The sequence below is a fragment of the Rhizobium sp. KDH_Rht_773_N genome (genome assembly GCF_052946295.1).
The window spans coordinates 2,990,432-3,016,449 of sequence record NZ_CM129525.1 but is presented as its reverse complement, the minus strand read 5'-3'; the positions used below and the strand labels follow the sequence as shown (position 1 = coordinate 3,016,449).

Genomic DNA, 26,018 nt, shown 5'->3' with positions numbered 1-26,018 from the left:
CGCTGACCCCGCGCGAAACCGGGTGGCGCTTTTCTGCGCCCAGCAATGGAGACAGACATGGCCTACTCCCTCTTCCATTCCAGCCGCAGCCGCCGCAGCCGCAACGGCGCCCTCCACAATCTCGAAACCGGCATCGAGGAGCAGATCGAGGCGCTGCGCGAAGAGCTTGCCGAACTCACCCATGTTCTCGGCAAGACCTCCCGCCATCAGGGCGAGAAGCTGCGCTCGCAGGTATCGGCAAGTTACGAGGACATTCTCGGCCGGAGCGAGGACCTGCTGCGCGAATTGCAGCAGAGCTACCTGCGCGGCGCAAGCGAAGTCAGAAGCACCGTGCGTCGCCACCCGCTGGCAACCGTCGGCGCCGCCGCCGCCTTCGGCCTGCTCGTCGCCATGCTCGCCCGCCGCTAGGCCGTTTGCCTTCTTGTGGAGGCGAACCGCCCTATCTCTTCGTTTCAACCCGATTCCGGACGCAGAACCACCGCGCATATGGCCGGAACCGCTTTAGGAGGCTCGATGCTTTTCCCGATCCTGAGCCTGCTCGTGGGCACGAGCGTTCAACGCACCGTGGAGCGCACCAAGCGCAACAGCATCTTCATTGCCGTTGCACTGCTGTTCGTCCTGACCGCCTATGCGCTGGCCGTCACCGCCGGGGCCATCTGGCTTGCCGGCATCTACGGGCCGATCGGCGCATCGCTCTTCCTGGCAGCCTGCGCCCTGCTGATCGCCATCGTCGTCTTCGTCATCATGACGATCATGAACCACCAGGAAGCCCGCCGCGCCCGCGAGCGCCGCGCGGCCCTCGAATCTCTGGCAACCGTCGGCCTCGGCCTCGTCCGTTCGCAGCCGCTGCTGACGGCGGGCATCGTTGCCGCCCTTGTCGCCGCCAATCTCGTGGGGTCCAGGCGCGACGATTGATCCCGCCAATTCTGCCTGCGCTTCGACATCGGAAGAACGCGGCGCGCCCGTGCATGCGGCGCGCCGCGATATCCGTTCGGCGGCAATAAAAAAGCCGGCGCCCGATGGGGCAGCCGGCCATCCTTCCTCCCAGGAAACGGGTCAATCAGAAGGCAAAGGCCTTCGAGGTCAGCGGCGCCGAGGTGGCGTCCGGGCCGAAATCCGCCTCGCCCGAGATCTGCAGCAGGTCCTGCAGCCGCTGGCGCGCGCGGTTCACGCGGCTCTTGATGGTGCCGACCGCGCAGCCGCAGATTTCCGCCGCTTCCTCGTAGGAGAAGCCCGAGGCGCCGACGAGAATGATCGCTTCGCGCTGATCCGGCGGCAGCTGGTCGAGCGCCTTCTTGAAATCCTGCAGGTCGAGCGCGCCGTACTGGGACGGATGCGTCGCCATGGATTCGGTAAACAGTCCGTCGCTGTCCTGCACTTCACGGCCGCTCTTGCGCATCTGGCTGTAAAGCTCGTTGCGCAGGATCGTGAAGAGCCAGGCCTTCATGTTGGTGCCCATCTCGAAATGGTCCTGCTTGGCCCAGGCCTTCATGATCGTGTCCTGAACCAGGTCGTCGGCCCGGTCATGCCGGCCGATCAGCGAGATGGCAAAAGCGCGAAGGCTTGGCAGGGCCGCCAGGAGTTCGCGCTTGAAGCTCGGTTGCGCTTTTTCCATGCGGATATCCTATTCGGCCATCTTTGCGGAAGCCATCATTTCGGCCTGGTCGAGCTTTTCCAGAAGGTCGAGGAAGCGGTCGGGAATGGCCTCTTCCTGTACCGCGGCATAAAGCGACCGCAGCCTGACGCCGATCTGATTGTTCGGATCCAGTAAATCGCTCGCCCTGAGTTCCAGCTGGCGCTCGTCCGATGCTTCTGTCTTTGCTGTCGTCATCAACTGATCACTTCTTGCCTGTTGTCTCGGGATGAAAGGCAAATTCCCCCTTAAAGGTAAATGGAACCGATACCGGATCGATCAAGCCGGCTCTTTCGAACCCTTGATGGCTCTGTTCCAGTCCGTTCGCATGGGTCAAAACGTGACGCCCTTCATTTGTCGGATAGGGTAATGCGGCATCGCAAAAAAAGTTCCTCGCCTCCGGAACTTTTTTACCGAGGCGGCGTTTTCAGGTCATTGCAGCCATTACCGGCCTGCAGACGGGAGTTTTTTAATGACACTTTCCACTCGAATTGCGCCGCACCTTCCTTATCTGCGTCGCTATTCCCGCGCGCTTACCGGCACCCAGACATCGGGCGATGCTTATGTCGCCGCCGTCCTGGAAGCGATCATCGCCGATCTCTCCATTTTCCCGGATACCGCGAATGACCGCGTTGCACTCTACAAACTGTTCACGCAACTGTTTGGTTCCACCGCGGTCGAGATTCCGGAACCGTCCTCTCCCTATGCCTGGGAACAGCGCGCCACGCTGAACCTCTCCAAGGTCTCGCCGCTCGCCCGCCAGGCCTTCCTGCTGGCCTCGGTGGAGAATTTCCGCGTCTCCGAAATCGGCGAGATCCTCGAGATCACCGAAGAGGAAACCATGCAGCTGCTCGACAAGGCTTCGAACGAGATCTCGCGCCAGGTGGCGACCGATATCATGATTATCGAGGACGAGCCGCTGATCGCCATGGATATCGAGCAGATGGTCGAAAGCCTCGGCCACCGCGTCACCGGCATCGCCCGCACCCATGCGGAGGCCGTCGCCCTCTACAACAAGACCAAGCCGAGCATGGTGCTGGCCGATATCCAGCTCGCCGACGGCAGCTCGGGCATCGATGCCGTCAACGATATCCTGAAGACGTCGAGCGTGCCCGTCATCTTCATCACCGCCTTCCCTGAAAGGCTGCTGACCGGGGAGCGGCCGGAGCCCACCTTCCTCGTCACCAAGCCGTTCAACCCCGACATGGTCAAGGCTCTGATCAGCCAGGCGCTTTTCTTTAACGAAACGACCCGCGTGGCGGCCTGAAACGCGAATTTCGGCCGCGCCGGAACCATTCCGGCGACGATGCGTTCCGGCTCTGCCGGAGCGTATTGGCGGCTTTAACGGTTTTTGCAGCGCTTGCTTCTAGAATGACCGGCAGGTTTGTCGGGGGGTGACATCCCTCCCTATATTCGAAGGGACTGAGGAAAGGCGGCCGAGTGAATACGACTGGACCATTGTCCGGAACGCCTTTCACCACCGAAGGCAAGGCGGCCATGTTGGAGCGGGCGCTCGCCAGCGCCGCCATTTCCATCCTCTATCAGGATGCCCGGCTTTCGATCGTCTACGCCGAGAACCTTCCCCCGCATTTCGAAAAGCGCTTCGTGCGCGGCGGCGACGACGCCTCGCTCTTCGGCGAGGCGCACGGCAAACAACTGAAGGCGATGAAGCGCCGGGTGCTGGAGACGGGCGCGTCGAGCGCCGCCGAGGTCGAGGTTGCCATCGACGGCGAAACCAGGACATTCGAACTGAAGGTCCAGCGCACCGGCGGGCACGGCGATTACGGCCTGCTCTCGGTCATCTCCGAGGTCACCGAAAGCCGCCACCGCGAGAAAGTGCTGAAATCGCTGCTGCGCGAGCTGTCGCACCGCTCCAAGAACCTGCTTGCCATCATCCAGGGCATTGCCACGCAGACCGCGCGCAACACGATTTCTCTCGACTCCTTCCTGGTGAAGTTCCGCGGGCGGCTGCAGTCGCTCTCCAATTCCCAGGATCTCGTGACCGATTCCAGCTGGCGCGGCGCCTTCCTGTTCGAGCTCGCCGAAAAGCAGTTCGCCCCCTATTGGCCCGAAACGTCCGGCTCCATGCCGATCTTCGGCATCAACGCCCACCTGACGCCGAACGCCGCCGTGCATCTCGGCCTCGCACTGCACGAGCTCATCGTCAATTCCGCCTCCTACGGCGCCATCGCCAGCGGCGCGACATCGGTCACGCTGAACTGCCGGGAAGCCGACATTGCCGGCCGCAAGGCCATCGAACTTGCCTGGGTGGAAGTGCTGCCGAACCGCGCCGACGTGCACGAATTCAGCGAAAACAGCTTCGGCCGCACCGTGCTGGAACGTGTCGTGCCCTCCTCCGTCAACGGCAAGGCCGAACTGACGCTCGTACCCGGCCGCATCGAATATCACCTGACGGTTCCGGAAACGGAATTCGAAATCCTCAAACGCGGCTGAGGCGCAACGCTGCACGCTTTTGCCGGAAAGCTGGAGCCCAAACGGAAAACAACCGGTGCGAGGGCGGCGCACCGGTTGTCTCCACTCACCGGGAGGGGACCGTGAGTTCGTCCGAATGATGGGTTGGGGGCGCGCATGTTGGGTCGATGCGGTCATCATCCGGATACCCCATCAACTACCCGCGTTAACTTTAGTTCCGTCCGATCGTAAAAAAATTCGCCTTTTGTCGGCTTTTTCGCAACGGCCCGCGATCCGGCTTACCGATGCCAGGTTCCACTTCGCAGGCAGGGGCTGCCCAAAGAAACGCCACAACAAACAAAATCAACTGCTTACAGGCTGAAAACGCAAGAAAATTGCCAAAATTTTACCGTTTGATAAATTTTTGAACCTGAGTTACGATTCCCTCACTAGTCGTTACCAATAAAGAGGGAACTTCAATGGAACGCCTGGAAACTGGGATTCGTGCCGGCCGGCTTTCGCCCGCCGAGTACGAGGCTAATTTTTCCGATCTTCACCCGCGTCTCGACAACCACGAAGCGCTGGTCGCAGCCGACCGCTGTTATTTCTGCTACGACGCGCCGTGCATGACGGCCTGTCCCACCTCCATCGACATTCCGCTCTTCATCCGCCAGATCTCGACCGGCAATCCGCTGGGTTCGGCGAAGACCATCTTCGACCAGAACATCCTCGGCGGCATGTGCGCCCGCGTCTGTCCCACCGAAGAATTGTGCGAGCAGGCCTGCGTGCGCAACACCGCCGAAGAGCGCCCCGTCGAGATCGGCCGGCTGCAGCGTTATGCGACGGATGCGGCGATGGCTGCCGACAAGCAGTTCTACCGGCGCGCCGAGGCGACCGGCAAGAAGATCGCCGTCGTCGGCGCCGGACCTGCCGGCCTTGCCGCCGCCCACCGCCTGGCCGTCAAGGGCCATGACGTCGTGATCTACGACGCCAGGCCGAAATCCGGCGGCCTCAACGAATATGGCATCGCCACCTACAAGACGGTCGACGACTTCGCCCAGAAGGAAGTCGACTATGTCCTCTCGATCGGCGGCATCGAAGTGAAGCACGGCCAGCAGCTCGGCCGCGATTTCTCGCTTGCCGATCTGCAGGCGCAATATGATGCCGTCTTCCTCGGCCTCGGCCTTGCCGGCGTCAACGCGCTGCGCATCGATAACGAAAACCTGCCGGGTGTCGACGACGCCGTCGATTTCATCGACGCCCTGCGCCAGGCTTCCGACAAGGGCAAGATCGCCATCGGCCGCCGCGTCGTCGTTCTCGGCGGCGGCATGACGGCCATCGATGCCGCCGTGCAGGCAAAGCTGCTTGGCGCCGAGGAAGTGACCATCTGCTACCGCCGCGGCAAGGAGCATATGAACGCCTCGGAATTCGAGCAGGATCTCGCCACCTCCAAGGGCGTCATCATCCGCCACTGGCTGGCGCCGAAATCCATCCTCTCGCATGACGGCAAGGTGGCAGGCATCGAGGTCGAATATACCGCGCTCGTCGATGGCCGCCTCACCGGCACCGGCGAGACCGGCGTCATCACTGCCGACCACATCCTCAAAGCCATCGGCCAGACCTTCGAAGCCTCCGGCCTCGGCGCGCTGCGCATGGAATCCGGCCGGATCGCTGTCGATGCCGAAGGCCGCACCTCGATCGAAGGTGTGTGGGCCGGCGGCGACTGCGTCTTCGGCGGCGAAGACCTCACCGTCTCTGCCGTCGCCCACGGCCGCGATGCGGCCGAATCCATTCACCGCGCCCTGACTGCCGCAGCCGCTCCGGCTGTCGCCGTCGCCTGAAGGGGAGAATGAACAATGGCTGATCTCCGCAACAATTTCGTCGGCATCAAGTCCCCGAACCCCTTCTGGCTCGCCTCCGCGCCGCCGACCGACAAGGCCTACAATGTCGAGCGCGCCTTCAAGGCGGGCTGGGGCGGCGTCGTCTGGAAGACGCTGGGCGAGGAAGGCCCGCCCGTCGTCAACGTCAACGGCCCGCGCTACGGCGCGATCTGGGGCGCCGACCGTCGCCTGCTTGGCCTCAACAATATCGAGCTCATCACCGACCGCGACCTGCAGACCAACCTGCGCGAAATGAAGCAGGTGAAGATGAACTGGCCGGATCGGGCGCTGATCGCCTCGATCATGGTGCCCTGCGAGGAACAGGCCTGGAAGGCGATCCTGCCGCTGGTGGAAGAAACCGGCGCCGATGGTATCGAACTGAATTTCGGCTGCCCGCACGGCATGTCCGAGCGCGGCATGGGCTCGGCCGTCGGCCAGGTGCCGGAATATATCGAAATGGTCGTGCGCTGGTGCAAGCAGTATACGCGCATGCCCGTCATCACCAAGCTGACGCCCAACATCACCGACATCCGCCGCCCGGCGCGCGCCGCCAAGGCCGGCGGCACGGACGCCGTCTCGCTCATCAATACGATCAATTCGATCGTCTCGGTCGATCTCGACAACTTTGCCCCGAACCCGACGGTCGGCGGCAAGGGCAGCCACGGCGGCTATTGCGGCCCGGCCGTCAAGCCGATCGCGCTCAACATGGTCGCCGAGATCGCCCGCGATCCGGAAACCTACGGCCTGCCGATCTCCGGCATCGGCGGCATCACCACCTGGCGCGACGCGGCCGAATTCCTGGTGCTCGGCGCCGGCAACGTGCAGGTCTGCACCGCCGCCATGACCTACGGTTTCAAGATCGTCCAGGAAATGATCACGGGCCTCTCGGACTGGATGGACGAAAAGGGCCACAAGACCCTCGACGACATTACCGGCCGCGCCGTGCAGAACGTCACCGACTGGCAGTACCTCAACCTCAACTACATCGCCAAGGCCAAGATCGACCAGGACGCCTGCATCAAATGCGGCCGCTGCTACATCGCCTGCGAGGACACGTCGCACCAGGCGATCACCAATTTCGTCGATGGCGCCCGCCATTTCGAGGTGATGGAAGAGGAATGCGTCGGCTGCAATCTCTGCGTCAGCGTCTGCCCGGTCGAAAACTGCATCACCATGGAAGCGCTTCCGGCAGGCGCCCTCGACAAGCGCACCGGCAAGGTCGTCGATCCGAACTACGCCAATTGGACGACCCATCCGAACAACCCGATGGCGAGGCAGGCGGCGGAGTAAAACCTCCGAAAGCCTGACGAAGAAGCCGCCCATCCACGGCGGCTTTTCTTTTCCCGCTATTTGGTCCTCAAAGCCCGAAGGACTTCCGGTAGGCGCTGGGGCTCGTTCCCAGCCGCCGGCGGAAATGGTGGCGCATGGTCGCGAGCGTGCCGAAACCGCTGGCGACAGCGATATCGTCGAGCGAGACGGCAAGTTCCTTTTCCAGAAGATCGCGCGCGTGCCGCAGCCGCTCCTTCAGCAGCCATTCGCCGACGCTGTCGCCCGTGGCTGCCTCGAAACGGCGCTGGAAAGTGCGCATGCTCATGCCGGCCTTGCCGGCAAGCAGGCTGATCGGCTGCTCTTCGGACAGCCGTTCACGCATCCATTCGATCAGCGGCCCGAGACGGATGCCCTCGCGCTCTTCCGGCACGGGAGCGGCGATGAACTGCGCCTGCCCGCCCTCGCGATGCGGCGGCACGACGAGGCGGCGCGCCACGCTGTTGGCGGCATCGGGGCCGAAATCGCCGCGCACCACATGCAGGCAGAGATCGATACCGGCCGCACTGCCGGCGGCCGTCAGGATGCTGCCCTCGTCCATGTAGAGCACGTCGGCATCGAGCGCGATGTCGGGATAGCGCTCGGCAATCGAGGCGACGTAGCGCCAGTGGGTCGTGGCCCGCCGGCCGGCGAGCAGGCCGGATGCCGCAAGCACGGCGACACCGGAGCAGAGCGACATGACCCGCGCGCCCCGCTCATGCGCCGCCCTCAACGCCGATATCAGCGGCGCCGGCACCGGCGCGTCGATCGCCCGCCATCCCGGCGCGATGACGAGATCCGCCTCGTCGAGCACTTCCAGCCCCCTATCGACCGCAACCGTCAGCCCGCCGGCCGCCCGCAGCGGACCGGGCTCGATGCCGGCGACCGAGAAGCGATACCAGCCCTCGCCCATTTCCGGCCGCGGCAGGCCGAAGACCTCGTAGGCGATGCCGAATTCGAACGTGCAGAGCCCGTCATAGGCGAGCGCCACCACATGCGGTCCCTGTGTCCGATATGTCTCCGATTTTGGCATGATCTTTACGCTATCAGTCATGATGGCCAATTTCGTCCATCCCTATCATCGGCAATGATCGCCCGCAACCGAAGCCAAGCCAGCAAAGGACCAGATCATGCCGAGCCCCGTTTCCGAAATCCCCGCCGCCGCGCCCGACGCCACTGCCGAATATTTTGCCCGCAAGCTCGCCTTCGAGACCGATTGCTCGGATGTGAACGCGGCCTTCGCCTTCGGCAAGGTCGATTTCGTCCTGCTCGACGTGCGCTCGCCCGCGCTCTTCAACCTTTCGCATATTCCCGGCGCCCTCAACCTGCCGCATGGCAAGATGACTGCCCACCGCATGTCCGAATGGCCTTCCGACACGCTGTTCGTGGTCTATTGCGCCGGCCCGCATTGCAACGGCGCCGACAAGGCGGCGCTGCGCCTCTCGCGCCTCGGCCTTTCCGTGAAACTGATGATCGGCGGCCTGACCGGCTGGGCGGACGAAGGCTTCGCATTCGAAGGCGGGGCAAGCGCGGCCGCCTGATCCAATCTCCCTTCTCTCTGCGATGGAGGGAAGGGAATTTCACCTGTCGCCGGCCATGACTTTCGCGCCGCGTCAATGTCTGGCCGCTCTATGCCGGCCCGGCTGGACAGATCCGCAGAAATTGCATTGCCAATCTCTGCGAAATCCATGTTTTTCTATGGATTTCTCTGGAAATGCGCCAGCGCTGCCGTATATCGTTAGTTTCGTCTGCCCCATCCGGGCCGCATCTATGCGATATTACTTGGAACACGGCCAGCATGTCACTTCGCAGTGCCCTACGCGCACAAACAGCAGATTGCCATGCCGAGGTGGACGCCCTCTTCGGTAATTTCAGCCTTTCCGATCCCGGCGATTACAAGGCCTTCCTGCGCGCCCACGCGCGCGCCGTGCCCGCAATCGAATCCGCCCTGGAACGGGCCGGCATTGCCAGGCTGCTGCCGGACTGGCCGGAACGCCGGCGCACGCCCCTTCTCCTTGCCGATATCGCGGCGCTGGACGACCTTCCACCCCGGCCCCTTCAGCAGCCCGAGCTTGACGACGACGCCTCCCTCTGGGGCGCGGCCTACGTGCTGGAAGGGTCGAAGCTTGGCGGCGCCATGCTCGCAAGGACCGTGCCCGCGCACCTGCCGAGCGTCTATCTCAGCCCCCAGGGTCCGAAGGGCTCCATGCGCCTGTTCATGGACAGCCTGGATGCGAGCGGCATCGACGATATAGCAGGCGCGGTTGCCGCGGCGCGCCATGCCTTCGCGCTCTTCCGCAAGGCCGCGCAGCTCGAACTGGAAACGGCTTGATGAACCAGGCAGCAAGCCCTGTCGATCTGACCAATTGCGACCGGGAGCCGATCCATCAGCTCGGCTCCGTCCAGCCCTTCGGCTTCCTGCTTGCCGTCTCCGCCGACTGGATCGTCACCCGCGCTTCGGCAAACCTTTCGCAATTCCTGGGCATTGCCCATGCCGAAGCGGTCGGCCGGCCCGTCTCGTCGATCCTCGTGCCGGATGCGCTGCACAGCCTTCGCAACAAGCTTGCCACCCTGCGCGGACCCGATGTCGTGGAACGCATTTTTGGTATAGCGCTCACCTCCAGCCACCAGCGCTTCGACGTGGCGATCCATGTGAGCCATGGCCAGATCATCATCGAAGGCGAACCTTGCGACGAAGGCAAAGAGGGCCCGTCGCTTTCCATGCGCAGCATGATGGCCCGCCTCGACCATACCGAAACGCTGGAAGCCTTCTTTCGCGAAGGCGCGCGCCAGGCGCGTGCCCTGACCGGTTTCGACCGTGTCATGGTCTACCGCTTCGACGACAGCGGTTCCGGTGAAGTCGTGGCGGAGGCCGCCCGGCCCGGCATCGGCTCCTTCCTCGGCCTGCATTATCCCGCATCCGATATTCCGGTGCAGGCGCGCGCGCTCTATCTGCGCAATCTCTTCCGCATCATTGCCGATATCCATGCGGTGCCGGTGCCGATCCTGCCCGAACGCGACGAGCATGGCCGCCCGCTCGATCTCTCCATGTCGGTGCTGCGCTCGGTTTCGCCCATCCACATCGAATATCTGAAGAATATGGGCGTCGGCGCCTCGCTCTCGATCTCCATCGTCGTCGACGGCAGGCTCTGGGGCCTGTTTGCCTGCCATCACTACTCCGCCCGCCTGCCCTCGGCCGAAAGCCGCTCCACGGCCGAACTCTTCGGCCAGATGTTCGCCTCCCGCCTCGAAAGCCGCGAACGGCGCCTGGCGCTCGACTACGAGACCAAGGCGCGCCGCATCGCCGACCGGCTGCTGACCTCCGTTGCCGACAATGCGAGCCTGCTCGACGATCCGGCATGGCTGATCGACGCGCTGGCCGACGCCATTCCCGCCGACGGCATCGGCGTGTGGATCAACGGCCGGCTGGCGATTGCCGGCCTCGGGCCGGATGAAAAGGGTTTCGCCGCCCTCGTCCGCCACCTCAACCGCAATGCGGCGGGCCGGGTCTATGCCGTGGACCGGCTCGGCGAAACCTATCCCGATATCGAAACCGACGGTACCGTTGCCGGCATGCTGGCCATTCCGATCTCCCGTTCGCCGCGCGATTATGTCGTGCTGTTCCGCCAGGAGATCGTCCGCACCGTCCGCTGGGCCGGCGACCCGCACAAGCCGGTGGAATACGGCCCGAACGGCCCGCGGCTTACCCCGCGCAAGAGTTTCGAGGCCTGGTCGGAGCTCGTGCGCGGCCGTTCCCTGCCCTTCACCGAAGCGGAAAGGCGGGTTGCGGAAACCATCCGCGTCACCCTGATCGAGGTCGTATTGCGCCTGACGGACGAGGCGAGCATGGCGCGCCAGCTCGCCAACGAGCGGCAGGAGCTGCTGATCGCCGAGCTGAACCACCGTGTCCGCAACATTCTCGGCCTCATCGGCGGACTGATCCGGCAGTCGCAATCGACATCCGCAAGCCTGCCCGATTATGTGCGCCAGCTCGAAGGCCGCGTCCAGTCGCTCTCCCGAGCCCACGACCAGATCACCCGCGACCATTGGGCGCCGGCTTCGCTGCGGCAGCTGCTGCTGGCCGAAGCCGCCGCCTATCTTGGCAAAAACGCCCAGCGCATCCGCATGACCGGCGACGACGTGCTGCTGGAACCCCAGGCTTTTTCGACGACGGCCCTCGTCTTCCACGAGCTGGTGACGAACAGCGCCAAATACGGCAGCCTTTCCGGGTCCGGCCTTGTCGAACTCGGCTGGGAACGGGACGAGGACGGCACTCTCCACATCCGCTGGCGCGAAAAGGAGGGCCCGCCGGTCACGCAGCCCAAGCGGCAGGGTTTCGGCTCGACGATCATCCGCCGCTCCATCCCCTACGATCTCGGCGGCAAGGCCGAGGTCCGCTACGTCAGGCAAGGGCTGGAGGCCGATTTCTCCATTCCGGCCAGATACGTCAACACGGTCGGCGCGACAGGCGAACTGCCGGCCCCGGCACCGGTCGAAGCGGCCGCACGCCCGGCCGCGGCGCGAAACGACGAGCCGCTCGCCGGCCTCAACGTGCTGCTGGTGGAAAACAATCTGATCATCGCCATGGATGGCGAAGACATCCTGCGCCGCCTTGGCGCGGAAGTCGCCACCGCGCCCAGTGTCGCCGATGCCATGGCCTTCCTGTCCGGCCAGTCCTTCGATCTGGCGCTGCTCGACGTGAATCTCGGCGACGAAACCAGTTTCGCCATTGCCGACCGGCTGGCCGCCAACAACGTGCCCTTCGTCTTCGCCACCGGTTATGGTGAGGGAATAGCCCAGGCCCACAGCCACTCGGACGCGCCGGTCCTGCAGAAGCCCTATACGATCGAGGGGGTCACGGACATCCTGGCCCGTCTGGCGGTTCCGCAGAAGCCTTAGAATCCCGCAAAACCGCTCCACACTTTTGCGCGACATGTTTCTCTGTTTTTGCGCATGTCGTTATCGCAAAACCGCTTCACACTTTTGCGCGACATGCCTCTCTGTTCCTGCGCATCTCGTTATCGCAAGACCGCTGCACACTTCTGCGCGACATGCGTCAGCCGCGAGCGTGCTCCGGCAGCAGCCCGTTGATGAAGAGCTGTTCCAGGAAGCGTGCCGCATCTTCGAACCGTCCGTCGCCGGAATGTTCCTCGCCGAGCACGGCGCGGACCTGCACGTCGAAATCGGCATAGTGCTGCGTCGTCGACCAGATCGAGAAGATCAGGTGATAGGGATCGCAATGGGCGATCTTGCCGCTATTCGCCCAGGCGCGGATGACGGCCGCCTTTTCGTCGACCAGCTCCTTCAGCGGTCCCTTCAGCATATCGAGAACGTGCGGCGCGCCCTGCAGCATCTCGTTGGCGAAGAGCCGGCTCTCGCGCGGGAAATCGCGCGCCATTTCGAGCTTGCGGCGGATATAGCTGCGGATTTCCGATTCCGGATTGCCTTCCGCGTCGAAGGCCCTGAGCGGCTCCAGCCAGTTATAGAGCACCCGGTCGATCAGCGCCCGGTGCATGGCCTCCTTGGTGCGGAAATAATAGAGCAGGTTCGGCTTCGACATGCCGGCCACGTCGGCGATCTGGTCGATGGTGGAGCCGCGGAAGCCGCTGACCGAAAACACGTCCAGCGCCGCTTCCAGGATCTGCTCTTCCTTTTCTTCCTGGATGCGTGTCCGCCGCAGTGTCTTCGCCGCTCTCGGTATGGCCATTCGCTCTTTTCCCCTTGAAATTCAACTCCTTCGCTCAAGATTGGAAGAGCGGCCCTCCTGCCGCTTTTAGAGGCAATTGCCTGTATTTTTGCCCGTATTTTCTATCGATTTTTCGTGATTTTCGTCTTGAGCGCAGCGATGGAAGTTGTAATGTTTACCAATCGGTCAAATTATCCGCCAGATAAAAAACAAAGGCAACTGGCGATTTTCCGGCACTGAACGAACGGAAGACGGCAGCGGGATTTGACCACGGGAACAAGGCGGGCATGGACTTTGCATGACTGCCGCAAAACAGGTGAGGACTTTCAATCATGGTGGCAGCGCCAGGCGAAAACATGCGCGTCAACGGGGACCGTCTCTGGGACAGTCTCATGGACATGGCGAAGATCGGCCCGGGGGTTGCCGGCGGCAACAACCGCCAGACGCTGACGGATTCGGATGCCGAGGGCCGCAACCTCTTCAAGACATGGTGCGAGGCGGCCGGCCTGACGCTCGGCGTCGACAGGATGGGCACGATGTTCGCGACCCGCCGCGGCACCGATCCGGACGCCCTTCCCGTCTATGTCGGCTCGCATCTCGACACTCAGCCGACCGGCGGCAAATACGACGGCGTTCTCGGCGTTCTCGGCGCCCTCGAGGTCGTCAGGACCATGAACGACCTGGGCATCAGGACGAAGCACCCGATCGTCGTCACCAACTGGACCAATGAGGAAGGCGCCCGTTTTGCGCCGGCCATGCTGGCATCGGGCGTTTTCGCCGGCGTTCACAGCCTGGAATTCGCCTATAACCGCAAGGACCCCGAGGGCAATCTCTTCGGCGACGAACTGAAACGCATCGGCTGGGTCGGCGACGAAGAGGTCGGCGCCCGCAAGATGCACGCCTATTTCGAATATCACATCGAGCAGGGTCCGATCCTCGAAGCCGAAAACAAGCAGATCGGCGTCGTCACCCACTGTCAGGGCCTGTGGTGGCTGGAATTCACGCTGACCGGTAAGGAAGCCCATACCGGCTCGACGCCGATGAATATGCGCGTCAATGCCGGCCTGGCGATGTCGCGCATCCTCGAAATGGTCCAGGCTGTCGCCATGGGCGAACAGCCGGGCGCCGTCGGCGGCGTCGGCCAGGTCTTCTTCTCGCCCAACTCCCGCAACGTGCTGCCGGGCAAGGTGGTCTTCACCGTCGATATCCGCTCGCCTGACAAGGCCAAGCTCGACCGCATGCGGGCCAAGATCGAGGCCGAAGCACCCAAGATCTGCGACGCGTTGGGTGTCGGCTGTTCCATCGAGGCGATCGGCCATTTCGAGCCCGTCACCTTCGACGAAAAGCTCGTCACCTCGGTCCGCTCCGCCGCCGAACGCCTCGGCTACAGCCACATGAACATCATCTCGGGCGCCGGCCACGACGCCTGCTGGGCCGCCAAGGTCGCGCCCGCGACGATGGTCATGTGCCCGTGTGTGGGTGGGTTGTCGCATAACGAAGCGGAAGAGATTTCCAAGGAATGGGCCACCGCCGGAGCCGACGTGCTGTTCCATGCGGTGGTCGAGACGGCGGAGATTGTGGTGTGACCGGAGCCGAGATGGTGGTCGTCATGGATGGCACTCGCCTCATCGGACGGGAAAGTTTTCACGATGGCTTCGCCGAGGCGTTTGGCTTCCCCGACTTCTATGGCCGGAACATGGACGCCTGGATTGACTGCATGAGCTATCTCGACGATCCGGATGCTGGCATGTCGAAACTGATTGTTGAGCCGGGAAAGGTTTTGACCATCCGGATCAACAACTATTTGCATTTCAAGGACGCCGCGCCGGACCAGTGGATCAACCTGCTGGAATGCGTCGCATTCGTGAATTGGCGTCGAACCGAGGAGGGACGCGGCGCAGTCTTGGCTTTGGCTTTTTACGATTGAGGAAATGATCATGACCACAGTCATCAAGAACGGCACCATCGTCACGGCCGACCTCACCTATAAGGCTGACGTGAAGATCGACGGCGGCAAGATCGTCGAGATCGGCCCGAACCTTTCCGGCACCGAGGTGCTGGACGCCACGGGCTGTTTCATCATGCCCGGCGGCATCGATCCGCACACCCATCTCGAAATGCCCTTCATGGGCACCTATTCCTCCGACGATTTCGAAAGCGGCACGCGCGCGGCCCTTTCCGGCGGCACGACCATGGTCGTCGATTTCGCGCTGCCCTCGCCCGGCCAGTCGCTGCTCGAAGCGCTGACCATGTGGGATAACAAGTCGACGCGCGCCAATTGCGACTATTCCTTCCACATGGCGATCACCTGGTGGGGCGAGCAGGTCTTCAACGAGATGAAGACCATCGTTCAGGACAAGGGCATCAACACCTTCAAGCATTTCATGGCCTATAAGGGCGCGCTGATGGTGAACGACGACGAGATGTTCGCCTCCTTCCAGCGCTGCGCCGAGCTTGGCGCCCTGCCGCTCGTGCATGCCGAAAACGGCGACGTCGTCGCCTCGCTGTCGGCCAAGCTGCTCTCCGAAGGCAATAACGGCCCGGAAGCGCATGCCTATTCGCGCCCGGCCGAGGTCGAGGGCGAAGCCACCAACCGCGCCATCATGATCGCCGACATGGCCGGCTGCCCCGTCTATATCGTCCATACCTCCTGCGAACAGGCGCATGAAGCGATCCGCCGCGCCCGCCAGAAGGGCATCCGCGCCTATGGCGAGCCGCTGATCCAGCACCTGACGCTCGACGAGACCGAATATTTCGACAAGGACTGGGATCACGCCGCCCGCCGCGTCATGTCCCCGCCCTTCCGCAACAAGCAGCATCAGGACAGCCTCTGGGCCGGCCTCGCCTCCGGCTCGCTGCAGGTGGTGGCGACGGATCATTGCGCCTTCACCACAGCGCAAAAGCGTTTCGGCGTCGGCGATTTCACCAAGATCCCGAACGGCACCGGCGGCCTGGAAGACCGCATGCCGATGCTCTGGACCTATGGCGTCAATACCGGCCGGCTGACGATGAACGAATTCGTCGCCGTCACCTCCACCAACATCGCCAAGATCCTCAATATCTATCCGAAGAAGGGCGCCATCCTCGTCGGCGCCGATGCCGACCTCGTCGTCTGGGATCCGAAGCGCTCCAAGACCATTTCGTCGAAGAGCCAGCAGTCTGCGATCGATTACAACGTCTTCGAGGGCAAGCAAGTCACCGGCCTGCCGCGTTACACGCTGACGCGGGGCGTCGTGGCGATCGAGGAAGATACGGTCAAGACCCGCTCGGGCCATGGCGAATTCGTCCGGCGCGAGCCTGTCACCGCCGTCAGCAAGGCGCTGTCGACCTGGAAGGAGATCACCGCGCCGCGCAAGGTCGAGCGCACGGGCATCCCGGCAAGCGGCGTGTGATAGCAATGCGCGGCCATCTGTTTCTGACGATCGTTTCCCTGGCCGCGCTTTCCACCGCGGCACATGCTGACACGCTGCCCATCAAGGGCAGCTACGGCAACAAGGATGGCTGCTCCTACGCCAGGAGCGGCGAAAGCACCGGTTCCGACACCTTCTTTCTGCTGACTTCCGAGGGCATCACCACGGCGGCCTCTTACTGCGAAATCAAGAAAGTCCTGAAGACCGAAGGCAAGGACTTCACCGCCACGGTCGCTTGCCAGGCAGAGGGCGAAGAGGGCAGTAGCGACGACACCGTCAGGATCATATCAGGGCCTAAAGGCTACACGATCGGGTTCGTGGCCGATGCCGCAATCAAGTGGGGGCCGCTGCCGCTATGCAAATGACCTCATGCCGGCACCAGCTGATCGAGCTCGGGCAGCAGGACGACGCTCTCCTGCTCGTTCGGATCGGTGCGCGCAATGATCGCCGTGCAGGGCGTGCTGCTGAGGTTCGCCGGCAGATGCGGCACGCCGGCCGGGATGTAGAAAAGCTCGCCCGCATGCACGATCACATGGTTTTCCAGTCTGTCGCCGTACCAGGTATGGGCCTCGCCCGAGAGCATGTAGATCGCCGTCTCATGCGCCTCGTGCAGGTGCGCCTTGGCGCGCACGCCGGGCGGGATCGTCAGAAGATGCATACAGATGCCCTTGGCACCCACCGTCTCGGCAGCGATACCTTCGAAATAGCTGAGCCCCTGCTTGCCGTCATAGCTGTGGTTGGGGCGAACAATATGGCAGGTGGGCTTTGATTTTGCGTCCATCCTCTTCCTCCAGGGACTGTGCTGCCGGTCAGGCCGGCGGCAATAATATCACGGAAAACCGCGCCGGCGCGGCGAAAACAAGACTGGTTCATTGATGCAAGCACCCTCCGTCGTATCCGCCAAGGATCTCTGTCTCACCTACCAGACGAATGACGGCGCGGTTCATGCGCTCGCCGATGTCAATCTCGACATCCGCAAGGGCGAGTTCGTCTCCTTCATCGGCCCGTCCGGCTGCGGCAAGACGACCTTCCTGCGCGTCATCGCCGATCTCGAGCGCACGACGTCAGGCGAAATCGCCATCAACGGCATGACGCCGGAAGAGGCCCGCAAGGCGCGTGCCTACGGCTATGTTTTCCAGGCGCCGGCGCTTTATCCCTGGCGCACGATCGAGAAGAACATCGCCCTGCCGCTGGAAATCATGGGCTATTCCAGGCCCGATCAGAAAAAGCGCATCGCCGAGGCGCTCGATCTCGTCGAACTCGCAGGTTTCGAGAAGAAATTCCCCTGGCAGCTTTCCGGCGGCATGCAGCAGCGCGCCTCGATCGCCCGCGCGCTTGCCTTCGACGCCGACCTGCTCCTGATGGACGAACCTTTCGGGGCGCTGGACGAAATCGTCCGCGACCACCTGAACGCCGCGCTCCTGAAACTCTGGGCGCGCACCAACAAGACGATCTGCTTCGTCACCCACTCGATTCCCGAAGCCGTCTACCTCTCGACCAAGATCGTCGTCATGTCGCCGCGCCCCGGCCGCGTCACCGACGTGATCGACTCGACCCTGCCGAGCGAGCGCCCGCTCGATATCCGCGAGACGCCGGAATTTCTCGAAATCGCCCATCGCGTGCGCGAGGGGCTGCGGGCGGGGCATAGTTATGAGCAGTAAGCCCAGACTTCGGATCTCGGGGGGCAGGTGATGAAACCCGACACAATCAAGGACAAGATCGTCCCCGTCCTCACCATCCTGCTGGTCCTCGTCGCCATCTGGTATGTGGCCGCCGTCATCCTGAACACGCCGTTCCAGCGCGACATGGATACGCGCAACAACGTCACCTCGACCACGATGGAATTTATCGGCAAGACGCTGTCTCAGCCGAAACCCGTCCTGCCGGCGCCGCATCAGGTGGCGCAGAACGTCTTCGAAAACACCTTCCTCAGAAAACTCTCCAGCAATCGCAGCCTCGTCTACCACGCGGGCGTCACCCTCTCCTCCACCGCGCTCGGTTTCGCCTTCGGCACGCTGCTCGGCATCGTCATTGCCGTCGCCATCATCCACATCAAGGCGCTCGACCGCAGCCTGATGCCCTGGATCATCGCCTCGCAGACCGTGCCGATCCTGGCGGTGGCGCCGATGATCATCGTCGTGCTCGGCTCGATCAACATTACCGGCCTGATCCCCAAGGCGCTGATATCGACCTATCTCTCCTTCTTCCCGGTTGCTGTCGGCATGGTGAAGGGCCTGCGCTCGCCCGAGGTCATGCATCTCGATCTGATGCGCACCTATAACGCGACATCAGCGCAAACCTTCTGGAAACTGCGCGTGCCGGCCTCCATTCCCTTCCTCTTCACGTCGATGAAGGTGGCGATTGCCGCAAGCCTTGTCGGCACCATCGTCGGCGAACTGCCGACAGGCGCCGTTGCCGGCATCGGCTCGAAGCTGCTGGCCGGCTCCTATTACAGCCAGACGATCGATATCTGGGCCGCACTCGTCGCGGGCTCGGTCCTGGCGGCCATCCTCGTCACGATCGTCGGCCTCGTCGGAAAGATCGTCGATCGCGCAATGGGCGGGAGACCGGCATGAAGCGGGCGGCACTTTCCTGGCAGGGCCTCGTCGCCCTTGTCTGCACGATCGCAGCCATGTTCACGCTGCCTCTCTATGCGGCGGGAGCCTCTGCGCCCTCATCATCGGCGACATCGGCGCTGATCGCCCTGCTCGCTATTGCCGCGGCGCTGGTTTCCTTCGCGCCCATCTCGAGAACGCTCGCCGCGACCGCCCTCTTCGTCGGCGCTCACGGTGCGGCCTGGCTGCTGCTCGCCACATTGCCGGGCAACGAGGGCTTCGCGACCTCCTCCTTCTTCCTGCTGCTTGTCGCCGGCTGGCTGCTCGCCTCGCGCTGCGTCACGGAACTGTCCGAACTCCAGCCGCCCGCGCCTGTCGGCAGATGGCTGCTGCGTCTCCTCATTCCCGCGATCTTCGGCGCCTGGATCCTCATCGTCTGGGAGGCGGTCTCGCGCGGAGCCGGCATCCCCTTCGTCATCCTGCCGCCGCCAAGCGCGATCTGGACGCGCATATCGGGCTCCCTGCCGATCCTGGGCGAGGATATCAGGCAGACGATCTTCAAGGCGGTTCTCGTCGGATATGTCATCGGCTGCGCGAGCGGCTTCGTGGTCGCCATCCTCGCCGACCGCTTCGCTTTCCTGCGCCGCGGCCTGCTGCCGATCGGCAACATGGTCTCCGCCCTGCCGATCATCGGCGTCGCACCCATCATGGTCATGTGGTTCGGCTTCGACTGGCAGTCGAAGGCCGCCGTCGTCATCATCATGACCTTCTTCCCGATGCTGGTGAACACGGTTGCCGGCCTTGCCGCTTCCGGCAACATGGAGCGCGACCTGATGCGCACCTACGCATCGAACTACTGGCAGACGCTCGTAAAGCTCCGGCTTCCGGCCGCAATGCCATTCATTTTCAACGCACTGAAGATCAACTCGACGCTGGCGATGATTGGTGCCATCGTTGCGGAATTCTTCGGAACGCCGATCGTCGGCATGGGCTTCCGCATCTCCACCGAGATGGGGCGCATGAATGTCGACATGGTCTGGGCCGAGATCGCCGTGGCGGCGCTTGCAGGCTCGATCTTCTATGGCGTCGTCGCCCTTGCCGAAAGGGCGGTGACTTTCTGGCATCCGTCTATCCGTGGTGGTTAGGCGCGCCCCGGCCCTGCAAGGGGCCTGGGCATAACTTCAGAGGGAAAAAGAAAATGAAAAAGTTGATGGTTGCAATGATGGCGAGCGCCATGTCGCTTGCCGCAGCCCAGGCGATGGCCGCCGACAAGGTCACGCTGCAGCTGAAATGGGTCACGCAGTCTCAGTTCGCCGGCTATTACGTCGCCAAGGAAAAGGGCTATTACGAAGAGGAAGGCCTCGACGTGGATATCAAGCCCGGCGGCCCCGATATCGCGCCCGAACAGGTGATCGCCGGCGGCGGCGCCGATGTGATCGTCGACTGGATGGGCGGCGCGCTCGTTGCCCGCGAAAAGGGCGTTCCGCTCGTCAACATCGCCCAGCCCTACCAGAAATCCGGCATGGAAATGATCTGCCGCAAGGACGGACCGGTCAAGACCGAGGCCGATTTCAAGGGCCACACGCTCGGCGTCTGGTTCTTCGGCAACGAGTACCCGTTCTTCGCCTGGATGAACAAGCTCGGCCTGAAGACCGACGGCGGCCCTGACGGCGTGACCGTGCTGAAGCAGAGCTTCGACGTGCAGCCGCTGCTGCAGAAGCAGGCCGACTGCATCTCGGTCATGACCTATAACGAATACTGGCAGGCGATCGATGCCGGCCTGAAGCCGGAAGACCTCACCGTCTTCAACTATACCGCCATGGGCAACGACCTGCTCGAAGACGGCCTCTATGCGATGGAAGACAAGCTCAAGGACCCGGCCTTCAAGGAAAAGATGGTGAAGTTCGTGCGCGCCTCCATGAAGGGCTGGAAATACGCCATGGAAAACCCGGACGACGCGGCCGAGATCGTCGTCGATGCCGGCGGCCAGGACGAGAACCACCAGAAGCGCATGATGGGCGAAGTCGCCAAGCTGATCGGCGACGGCACCGGCAAGCTCGACACGACGCTCTACGACCGCACGGCCAAGGCCCTGCTCGACCAGAAGATCATCAACAAGGAGCCGTCGGGCGCCTGGACCCACGAGATCACCGACGCGGCAGCCAAGTAGCGGCGGCCAAGTAACGGCCTGCCGCCGGCAGGACAGGACGCGCGGGAGCTTTTCCCGCGCGTTTTTTGCGCCGGATGGAAAAAATCGCCCGCACCTGTCGCATTTGTCGGGCCTCAAACGTCAAAGCATCGGGGAGCCGATCAATCATCGTCATGTTCACATAACCCTGAGGTGATTGATGAGCCCCGCAATGGTGATTAATATTGTCTCATGGGGAATTATTTTCTGCCGGGCTTGCATGTGGAGCAAATCGATACCACGTACTAGCCGGATTTGCCGGATCAGGGACGATAGGTTCCGGCAAATGGGATGCGGGTAAATACCTCTGAGATTTGGAAGACGGCATTCGCCCGACCGCGAGCCTGTTCGAGGACCCGTGAGTGAGGCCGATCCCGTCAAGAGATTGGACGACGACGCATGGCACTGAAGCCGCACGCATTACTACGCGCCTCCACTTTCCTTGTCGCCGCTTTTGCGGCCGCCGCCGTATTCGCCCAGGAACCCAAGGCCAGCCAGCCGCAGGCCCAGGCTCCGCAGAACCTGCCGGCAATCGTCGTCACCAAGGCGAGCGAGCGCGCGCTGGTCGACCGCGTCATCGGCACGGGCACGGTCCGGCCGATCGAGGAAGTCTATATCCAGCCCCAGGTGGACGGTCTGTCGATCCGCGCCCTGAATGTCGATGTCGGCGATGAAGTCACCGCCGACAGCACGCTTGCGACCCTGAACGACGACGCCCTGGTTCTGGAGAAGAGCCAGATGATGGCGACCAAGGCCAAGGGCGAAGCGACCCTTGCGCAGCTGCGCGCCCAGCTCGCCGAAGCGCAGGCCAATGCCGAACAGGCGCGCCAGCAGCAGGCCCGCGCCCAGGAAATGGGCAAGAAGGGCACGGTTTCCACCGCAACGGTCGAACAGGCCGATGCGACGGCCGCCGCGGCGAACGCCCGCGTCAGTTCCGCCGAACAGGCGATCGAAGTGGCCGAAGCCGATCTCAAGGTCGTCGACAGCCAGATCGCCGATGCCGACCTGAAGCTTGCCCGCACGGATGTGAAGACCCCGGTCGCCGGCGTGGTTTCGGCCAAGAACGCCAAGATCGGCGCGATTGCCGCCGGCAACGCCGATCCGCTCTTCACCGTCATCAAGGACGGCGCGATCGAACTGGTTGCCGATCTCTCCGAAACCGACATCCAGAAGATCAAGGTCGGCCAGAAGGCGATCGTGACCGTGGCCGGCGGCAACAGCAAGATCGAAGGCAAGGTTCGCCTCGTCGCCCCGATCGTCGATCAGACGACCCGCCTCGGCTCCGTTCACATTGCCATCGACGATGAAAGCGGTGCCCGCGCCGGCATGTACGGCAGCGCCGAGATCATCATCGCCGAAACCAGGGCGCTCGCCCTGCCGCTTTCAGCCGTCAACACCAGCCGCAACGGCTCCTTCACCCGCAAGGTGGAGAATAACGTCGTCAAGCAGGTGGATATTGGAACCGGCATTCAGGATAGCGGTTTTGTGGAAATCACCAGCGGCCTGAAGGCTGGTGACGTGGTCGTAGCCAAGGCCGGCGCCTTCGTGCGTGACGGCGACAAGATCGCTCCGGTGGCGGAAGAATCCGCCGCATCGAACTGACTGAGGTTAGCTCCATGAACTTCTCCGCCTGGTCGATCCGCAATCCGATCGCACCGCTGCTCGGCTTCGCGTTGCTGCTCTTTGTCGGCATCCAAGCCTTCTACGCGCTGCCGATCACCCGTTTTCCGAACATCGACGTTCCCGTCGTCTCCATCACCGTGACCCAGAGCGGCGCCTCGCCCTCCGAGCTCGAAATGCAGGTGACGAAGGAAGTCGAGGATGCCGTTGCCTCGATCAGCGGCATCGATGAAATCCAGTCGACCGTGACCGATGGCCAGTCGCAGACCGTCGTCGTCTTCCGCATCGAAAAGCCGACGGCAGAGGCCGTGCAGGACACCAAGGACGCGATCGACAAGATCCGCTCCGACCTGCCTGCCGGCATCGAGGAGCCGATCGTCTCCAAGGTCGATGTCGAAGGACAGGCGATCCAGACCTTCGCCGTCTCCTCCCCGAACATGACGCTCGAAGAGCTCTCCTGGTTCGTGGACGACACGATCAAGCGCGCCCTGCAGGGCCAGCCGGGTATCGGCCGTATCGACCGCTACGGCGGCTCCGACCGCGAAATCCGCGTCTCGCTCAATCAGGACAAGCTGAACGCCTACGGCATCAACGCCGCCGACGTGAACCAGCAGCTGCGCGGCACGAACGTGGACCTCGGTTCCGGCCGCGGCCAGGTGGCCGGCAACGAGCAGACGATCCGCACGCTGGGCGACGCCCGCAGCGTCGCCCAGCTGACCGACACCTCGATCGCCCTGCCGAACGGCCGTTTCGTCAAGCTCTCCGAACTCGGCACGATCACCGATACCTATGAAGAGCCGAAGTCCTTCTCGCGCTTCAACGGCACGCCCTCCGTCACCTTCGCCGTCTTCCGCGCCAAGGGCGCCAGCGAAGTCTCGGTTGCCGAAACCGTGGCCGCGAGCCTCGACGAGGTGCGCAAGGCCAATCCGACTGTCGCCATCCAGATGGTGGACGATTCCGTCTACTTCACCTACGGCAACTACGAGGCGGCGCTGCACACGCTGGTGGAAGGCTCGATCCTTGCCGTCATCGTGGTCTTCCTCTTCCTGCGCAACTGGCGCGCGACGCTGATTGCCGCCGTCGCACTGCCGCTGTCTGCGATCCCGACCTTCTGGATCATGGACCTCATGGGCTTCTCGCTGAACCTCGTGAGCTTCCTGGCGCTGACGCTGGCGACCGGCATTCTGGTCGATGACGCGATCGTCGAGATCGAAAACATCGCCCGCCACATCAAGATGGGCAAGACGCCCTATCGGGCAGCACTCGAAGCTGCCGACGAAATCGGCCTTGCCGTTATCGCCACCAGCTTCACCATCATCGCCGTCTTCGTGCCGGTTTCCTTCATGCCGGGCATCGCCGGCCAGTACTTCATCCAGTTCGGCCTGACCGTCGCCTTCTCCGTCTTCTTCTCGCTCATGGTGGCGCGTCTCGTCACGCCGCTGATGGCGGCCTACCTGATGCGCGCCGAAGACGGCATGGAAGACCATCAGGACAATGACGGCCTGCTGATGAAGGCCTATACGCGCCTTGTCACCGGCACGACCCGCAAATGGTACTGGCGCTACACGACGCTGCTTGCCGCCATCGGCTTCCTGGTCGGCTCGATGATGCTTCTGAGCCAGGTGCCGGGCAGCTTCATGCCGCCGGACGATTCCTCGCGCGTCGTTCTCTCCGTCGAACTGCCGCCGAACGCGACGCTCGACGAAACCGCCGCCACGACCGACAAGATCTATGACGCGGTGCGCGGCATCGACGGCGTCGAAAGCGTCTTCATCCTCGGCGGCGCTTCGCCGAAGGGCGATCTGGAGCTACGCCGCGCCACCGTGCGCGTCATCCTCGGCAATATCGACCATTCGCTGGTCAAGACCCTCGTCAACAAGGGCCTCGGCGGGCTGCCGGTCATCGGCCAATATGTGCCGAAGATGGAGGAGCACGGCCGCACGCGTCCGCAGTGGGATGTGGAGAAGGATATCTTCGCCGCCGTGCGCTCCATTCCGGACGCCCGCATCTCCAAGGTCAACGACCGCGCCGAACGCGACCTGTCCTTCAACTTCCTCTCGACCAACGAGCAGGACCTGAACGATGCGGTCAGCCTGCTCGAATCCAAGCTGCGCGCTTCGCCGATCCTTGCCAACGTCTCCTCGGAAGGCGCCCTGCCCCGGCCGGAACTGCAGATCCGCCCGCGCATGGCCGAAGCTTCCCGCCTCGGCATCACGCCGCAGCAGATCTCCGAGACGGTGCGCGTCGCCACGATCGGCGATATCGACGCCAACCTTGCCAAGATCTCGCTCGACGACCGGCAGATCCCGATCCGCGTCCAGGCCTCGCTCGATGTCCGCCGCGATCTGGCCTCCATCCGGGCGCTGAAGATCAAGACCTCGACCGGCGCCTCCGTACCGCTCTACAGCGTCGCGGATGTCGATTATTCGGAAGGTCCGAGCTCGATCAAGCGCAACAACCGCAACCGCGTCGTCGCCATCGGTTCCGACGTGCCCTTCGGTACCGCGCTCGATACGGCGTCGGGCGAGTTCAAGCGCATCGTGGCGGAGACGGAACTGCCCAAGACCGTGCATCTGGCCGAAAGCGGCGACGCCAAGGTCCAGGCCGAACTGGTCGGCAGCTTCGGCAACGCCATGCTGATGGGCCTGCTGCTGGTTCTGGTCGTGCTGATCCTGCTCTTCAAGGACGTGATCCAGCCCTTCACCATCCTGTTCTCCCTGCCGCTTGCGATCGGCGGCGTGGCGGCAGCGCTGATCATCACCCAGAACGCGCTGTCCATGCCGGTGCTGATCGGCATCCTGATGCTGATGGGCATCGTCACCAAGAACGCCATCCTGCTGGTGGATTTCGCCATCGAGATGAAGCGCCACGGACTGGAACGCGTTCATGCCATGGTGGAAGCCGGCCGCAAGCGCGCCCGCCCGATCATCATGACCTCGATCGCCATGTCGGCGGGCATGCTGCCGTCTGCGCTCGGCGTCGGCGAAGGCGGCTCCTTCCGCGCACCGATGGCGATTGCCGTCATCGGCGGCATTATCGTCTCGACCGTGCTGTCGCTGGTCGTCGTGCCCTCCTTCTTCCTGATCATGGACGACCTCTCCCGTCTGCTCGGCTGGCTCTTCGGCCGCCTCGTCGGCAAGAAGGAAGAGGAGGAGCTCGCCATGTCGCGCGAGGAGCTCACCCGCGAGCTCAAGACGAGCCAGAGCACGATCGATGCCCTGGAAGAGCGCCTGGCCGCGATCGAGAAGCCGGAAAGCAAGCGCAAGACCGGCAGCGACACCAACGTGCTGCGGCTGCCGCCCTTCGCGGCCGAATGAGACGGCAATCAT

At 63.3% G+C, this 26,018-nt stretch carries 24 protein-coding genes; 19 read left to right on the top strand and 5 right to left on the bottom strand.

Features of this window, described 5'->3' with window-relative positions:
• Window positions 1–57: 57 nt before the first annotated feature.
• Window positions 58–408, top strand: a complete 351-nt coding sequence (locus ACU8HS_RS14840; protein ID WP_447014631.1) for a DUF883 family protein — start codon at window positions 58–60, stop codon at window positions 406–408.
• 105 nt (window positions 409–513) lie between these two features.
• Window positions 514–915, top strand: a complete 402-nt coding sequence (locus tag ACU8HS_RS14835) for a hypothetical protein (RefSeq protein WP_112562723.1) — start codon at window positions 514–516, stop codon at window positions 913–915.
• 145 nt (window positions 916–1,060) lie between these two features.
• Here ACU8HS_RS14835 and ACU8HS_RS14830 read toward each other — a convergent pair whose 3' ends face one another.
• Complete coding sequence (locus tag ACU8HS_RS14830) at window positions 1,061–1,615, bottom strand: RNA polymerase sigma factor (RefSeq protein ID WP_007815244.1); 555 nt, start codon at window positions 1,613–1,615, stop codon at window positions 1,061–1,063.
• Window positions 1,616–1,624: 9 nt separating this feature from the next.
• The gene (locus ACU8HS_RS14825; protein ID WP_112562725.1) at window positions 1,625–1,831 is read right to left on the bottom strand and encodes a NepR family anti-sigma factor; all 207 of its coding nucleotides are present in this window, start codon (window positions 1,829–1,831) and stop codon (window positions 1,625–1,627) included.
• A 274-nt stretch (window positions 1,832–2,105) separates the two neighbouring features.
• Here ACU8HS_RS14825 and ACU8HS_RS14820 point away from each other — a divergent pair, with 274 nt between their 5' ends.
• From ACU8HS_RS14820 to preA, 4 genes are all read left to right on the top strand, one after another.
• Complete coding sequence (locus tag ACU8HS_RS14820; RefSeq protein WP_112562727.1) at window positions 2,106–2,900, top strand: response regulator; 795 nt, start codon at window positions 2,106–2,108, stop codon at window positions 2,898–2,900.
• 191 nt (window positions 2,901–3,091) lie between these two features.
• Complete coding sequence (locus ACU8HS_RS14815; RefSeq protein WP_112562729.1) at window positions 3,092–4,087, top strand: sensor histidine kinase; 996 nt, start codon at window positions 3,092–3,094, stop codon at window positions 4,085–4,087.
• Between the two features lie 437 nt (window positions 4,088–4,524).
• Window positions 4,525–5,886: an NAD(P)-dependent oxidoreductase gene (locus tag ACU8HS_RS14810; RefSeq protein WP_447014630.1), complete on the top strand. Its 1,362-nt coding sequence runs from the start codon at window positions 4,525–4,527 to the stop codon at window positions 5,884–5,886.
• 15 nt (window positions 5,887–5,901) lie between these two features.
• Window positions 5,902–7,215 carry an NAD-dependent dihydropyrimidine dehydrogenase subunit PreA gene (preA, locus tag ACU8HS_RS14805; protein WP_113413574.1) on the top strand — a complete coding sequence of 438 codons (1,314 nt, stop codon included), beginning with the start codon at window positions 5,902–5,904 and terminating at the stop codon, window positions 7,213–7,215.
• Between the two features lie 67 nt (window positions 7,216–7,282).
• Here the strand turns inward: preA and ftrA are convergent, their stop codons facing one another.
• A complete protein-coding gene (gene ftrA, locus ACU8HS_RS14800; protein WP_113413594.1) occupies window positions 7,283–8,284 on the bottom strand; it encodes a transcriptional regulator FtrA in 1,002 nt (333 codons plus the stop codon).
• Between the two features lie 76 nt (window positions 8,285–8,360).
• Here ftrA and ACU8HS_RS14795 point away from each other — a divergent pair, with 76 nt between their 5' ends.
• From ACU8HS_RS14795 to ACU8HS_RS14785, 3 genes are all read left to right on the top strand, one after another.
• Window positions 8,361–8,771 carry a rhodanese-like domain-containing protein gene (locus tag ACU8HS_RS14795; RefSeq protein ID WP_447014629.1) on the top strand — a complete coding sequence of 137 codons (411 nt, stop codon included), beginning with the start codon at window positions 8,361–8,363 and terminating at the stop codon, window positions 8,769–8,771.
• 257 nt (window positions 8,772–9,028) lie between these two features.
• Entirely contained in the window at window positions 9,029–9,562 is a 534-nt protein-coding gene (locus ACU8HS_RS14790) for a biliverdin-producing heme oxygenase (protein ID WP_447014628.1), read from the top strand.
• Window positions 9,562–12,129, top strand: coding sequence for an HWE histidine kinase domain-containing protein (locus ACU8HS_RS14785; RefSeq protein ID WP_112758372.1), 2,568 nt, complete (start codon window positions 9,562–9,564; stop codon window positions 12,127–12,129). The genes ACU8HS_RS14790 and ACU8HS_RS14785 overlap by 1 nt, the downstream gene beginning before the upstream one ends.
• Window positions 12,130–12,286: 157 nt before the next feature.
• Here the strand turns inward: ACU8HS_RS14785 and ACU8HS_RS14780 are convergent, their stop codons facing one another.
• Window positions 12,287–12,937: a TetR family transcriptional regulator C-terminal domain-containing protein gene (locus ACU8HS_RS14780; protein ID WP_112562745.1), complete on the bottom strand. Its 651-nt coding sequence runs from the start codon at window positions 12,935–12,937 to the stop codon at window positions 12,287–12,289.
• A gap of 311 nt (window positions 12,938–13,248) precedes the next feature.
• Here ACU8HS_RS14780 and ACU8HS_RS14775 point away from each other — a divergent pair, with 311 nt between their 5' ends.
• The 4 genes from ACU8HS_RS14775 to ACU8HS_RS14760 are packed head-to-tail and all read left to right on the top strand — an operon-like array spanning window position 13,249 to window position 16,691.
• The gene (locus tag ACU8HS_RS14775; RefSeq protein ID WP_112758370.1) at window positions 13,249–14,502 is read left to right on the top strand and encodes a Zn-dependent hydrolase; all 1,254 of its coding nucleotides are present in this window, start codon (window positions 13,249–13,251) and stop codon (window positions 14,500–14,502) included.
• Window positions 14,499–14,843 (top strand): barstar family protein, encoded by a 345-nt coding sequence (locus ACU8HS_RS14770; RefSeq protein ID WP_112562749.1) that lies wholly within the window; start codon window positions 14,499–14,501, stop codon window positions 14,841–14,843. The genes ACU8HS_RS14775 and ACU8HS_RS14770 overlap by 4 nt, the downstream gene beginning before the upstream one ends.
• A gap of 10 nt (window positions 14,844–14,853) precedes the next feature.
• Window positions 14,854–16,308, top strand: a complete 1,455-nt coding sequence (gene hydA / locus ACU8HS_RS14765) for a dihydropyrimidinase (protein ID WP_112705933.1) — start codon at window positions 14,854–14,856, stop codon at window positions 16,306–16,308.
• A 5-nt stretch (window positions 16,309–16,313) separates the two neighbouring features.
• Window positions 16,314–16,691 (top strand): hypothetical protein, encoded by a 378-nt coding sequence (locus tag ACU8HS_RS14760; RefSeq protein WP_447014627.1) that lies wholly within the window; start codon window positions 16,314–16,316, stop codon window positions 16,689–16,691.
• A 2-nt stretch (window positions 16,692–16,693) separates the two neighbouring features.
• On the opposite strand, the gene ACU8HS_RS14755 is transcribed toward ACU8HS_RS14760, so the two are convergent.
• Window positions 16,694–17,107 carry a cupin domain-containing protein gene (locus tag ACU8HS_RS14755; protein WP_112562753.1) on the bottom strand — a complete coding sequence of 138 codons (414 nt, stop codon included), beginning with the start codon at window positions 17,105–17,107 and terminating at the stop codon, window positions 16,694–16,696.
• A 94-nt stretch (window positions 17,108–17,201) separates the two neighbouring features.
• On the opposite strand from ACU8HS_RS14755, the gene ACU8HS_RS14750 reads away from it, so the two are divergent.
• The 6 genes from ACU8HS_RS14750 (at window position 17,202) to ACU8HS_RS14725 (ending at window position 26,006) form a co-directional block, all read left to right on the top strand.
• Window positions 17,202–17,987 (top strand): ABC transporter ATP-binding protein, encoded by a 786-nt coding sequence (locus tag ACU8HS_RS14750; RefSeq protein WP_112562755.1) that lies wholly within the window; start codon window positions 17,202–17,204, stop codon window positions 17,985–17,987.
• Window positions 17,988–18,017: 30 nt separating this feature from the next.
• On the top strand, window positions 18,018–18,902 hold the full coding sequence (locus tag ACU8HS_RS14745; RefSeq protein WP_112705937.1) for an ABC transporter permease: 885 nt from the start codon (window positions 18,018–18,020) through the stop codon (window positions 18,900–18,902).
• A complete protein-coding gene (locus ACU8HS_RS14740) occupies window positions 18,899–20,026 on the top strand; it encodes an ABC transporter permease (RefSeq protein WP_447014626.1) in 1,128 nt (375 codons plus the stop codon). Before ACU8HS_RS14745 ends, ACU8HS_RS14740 begins: the two co-directional genes overlap by 4 nt.
• Window positions 20,027–20,079: 53 nt before the next feature.
• Window positions 20,080–21,051, top strand: a complete 972-nt coding sequence (locus ACU8HS_RS14735; protein ID WP_447014625.1) for an ABC transporter substrate-binding protein — start codon at window positions 20,080–20,082, stop codon at window positions 21,049–21,051.
• Between the two features lie 417 nt (window positions 21,052–21,468).
• Window positions 21,469–22,671 carry an efflux RND transporter periplasmic adaptor subunit gene (locus tag ACU8HS_RS14730; RefSeq protein ID WP_112705939.1) on the top strand — a complete coding sequence of 401 codons (1,203 nt, stop codon included), beginning with the start codon at window positions 21,469–21,471 and terminating at the stop codon, window positions 22,669–22,671.
• A gap of 14 nt (window positions 22,672–22,685) precedes the next feature.
• A complete protein-coding gene (locus ACU8HS_RS14725; RefSeq protein ID WP_112562767.1) occupies window positions 22,686–26,006 on the top strand; it encodes an efflux RND transporter permease subunit in 3,321 nt (1,106 codons plus the stop codon).
• The last annotated feature ends 12 nt before the right edge of the window (window positions 26,007–26,018 follow it).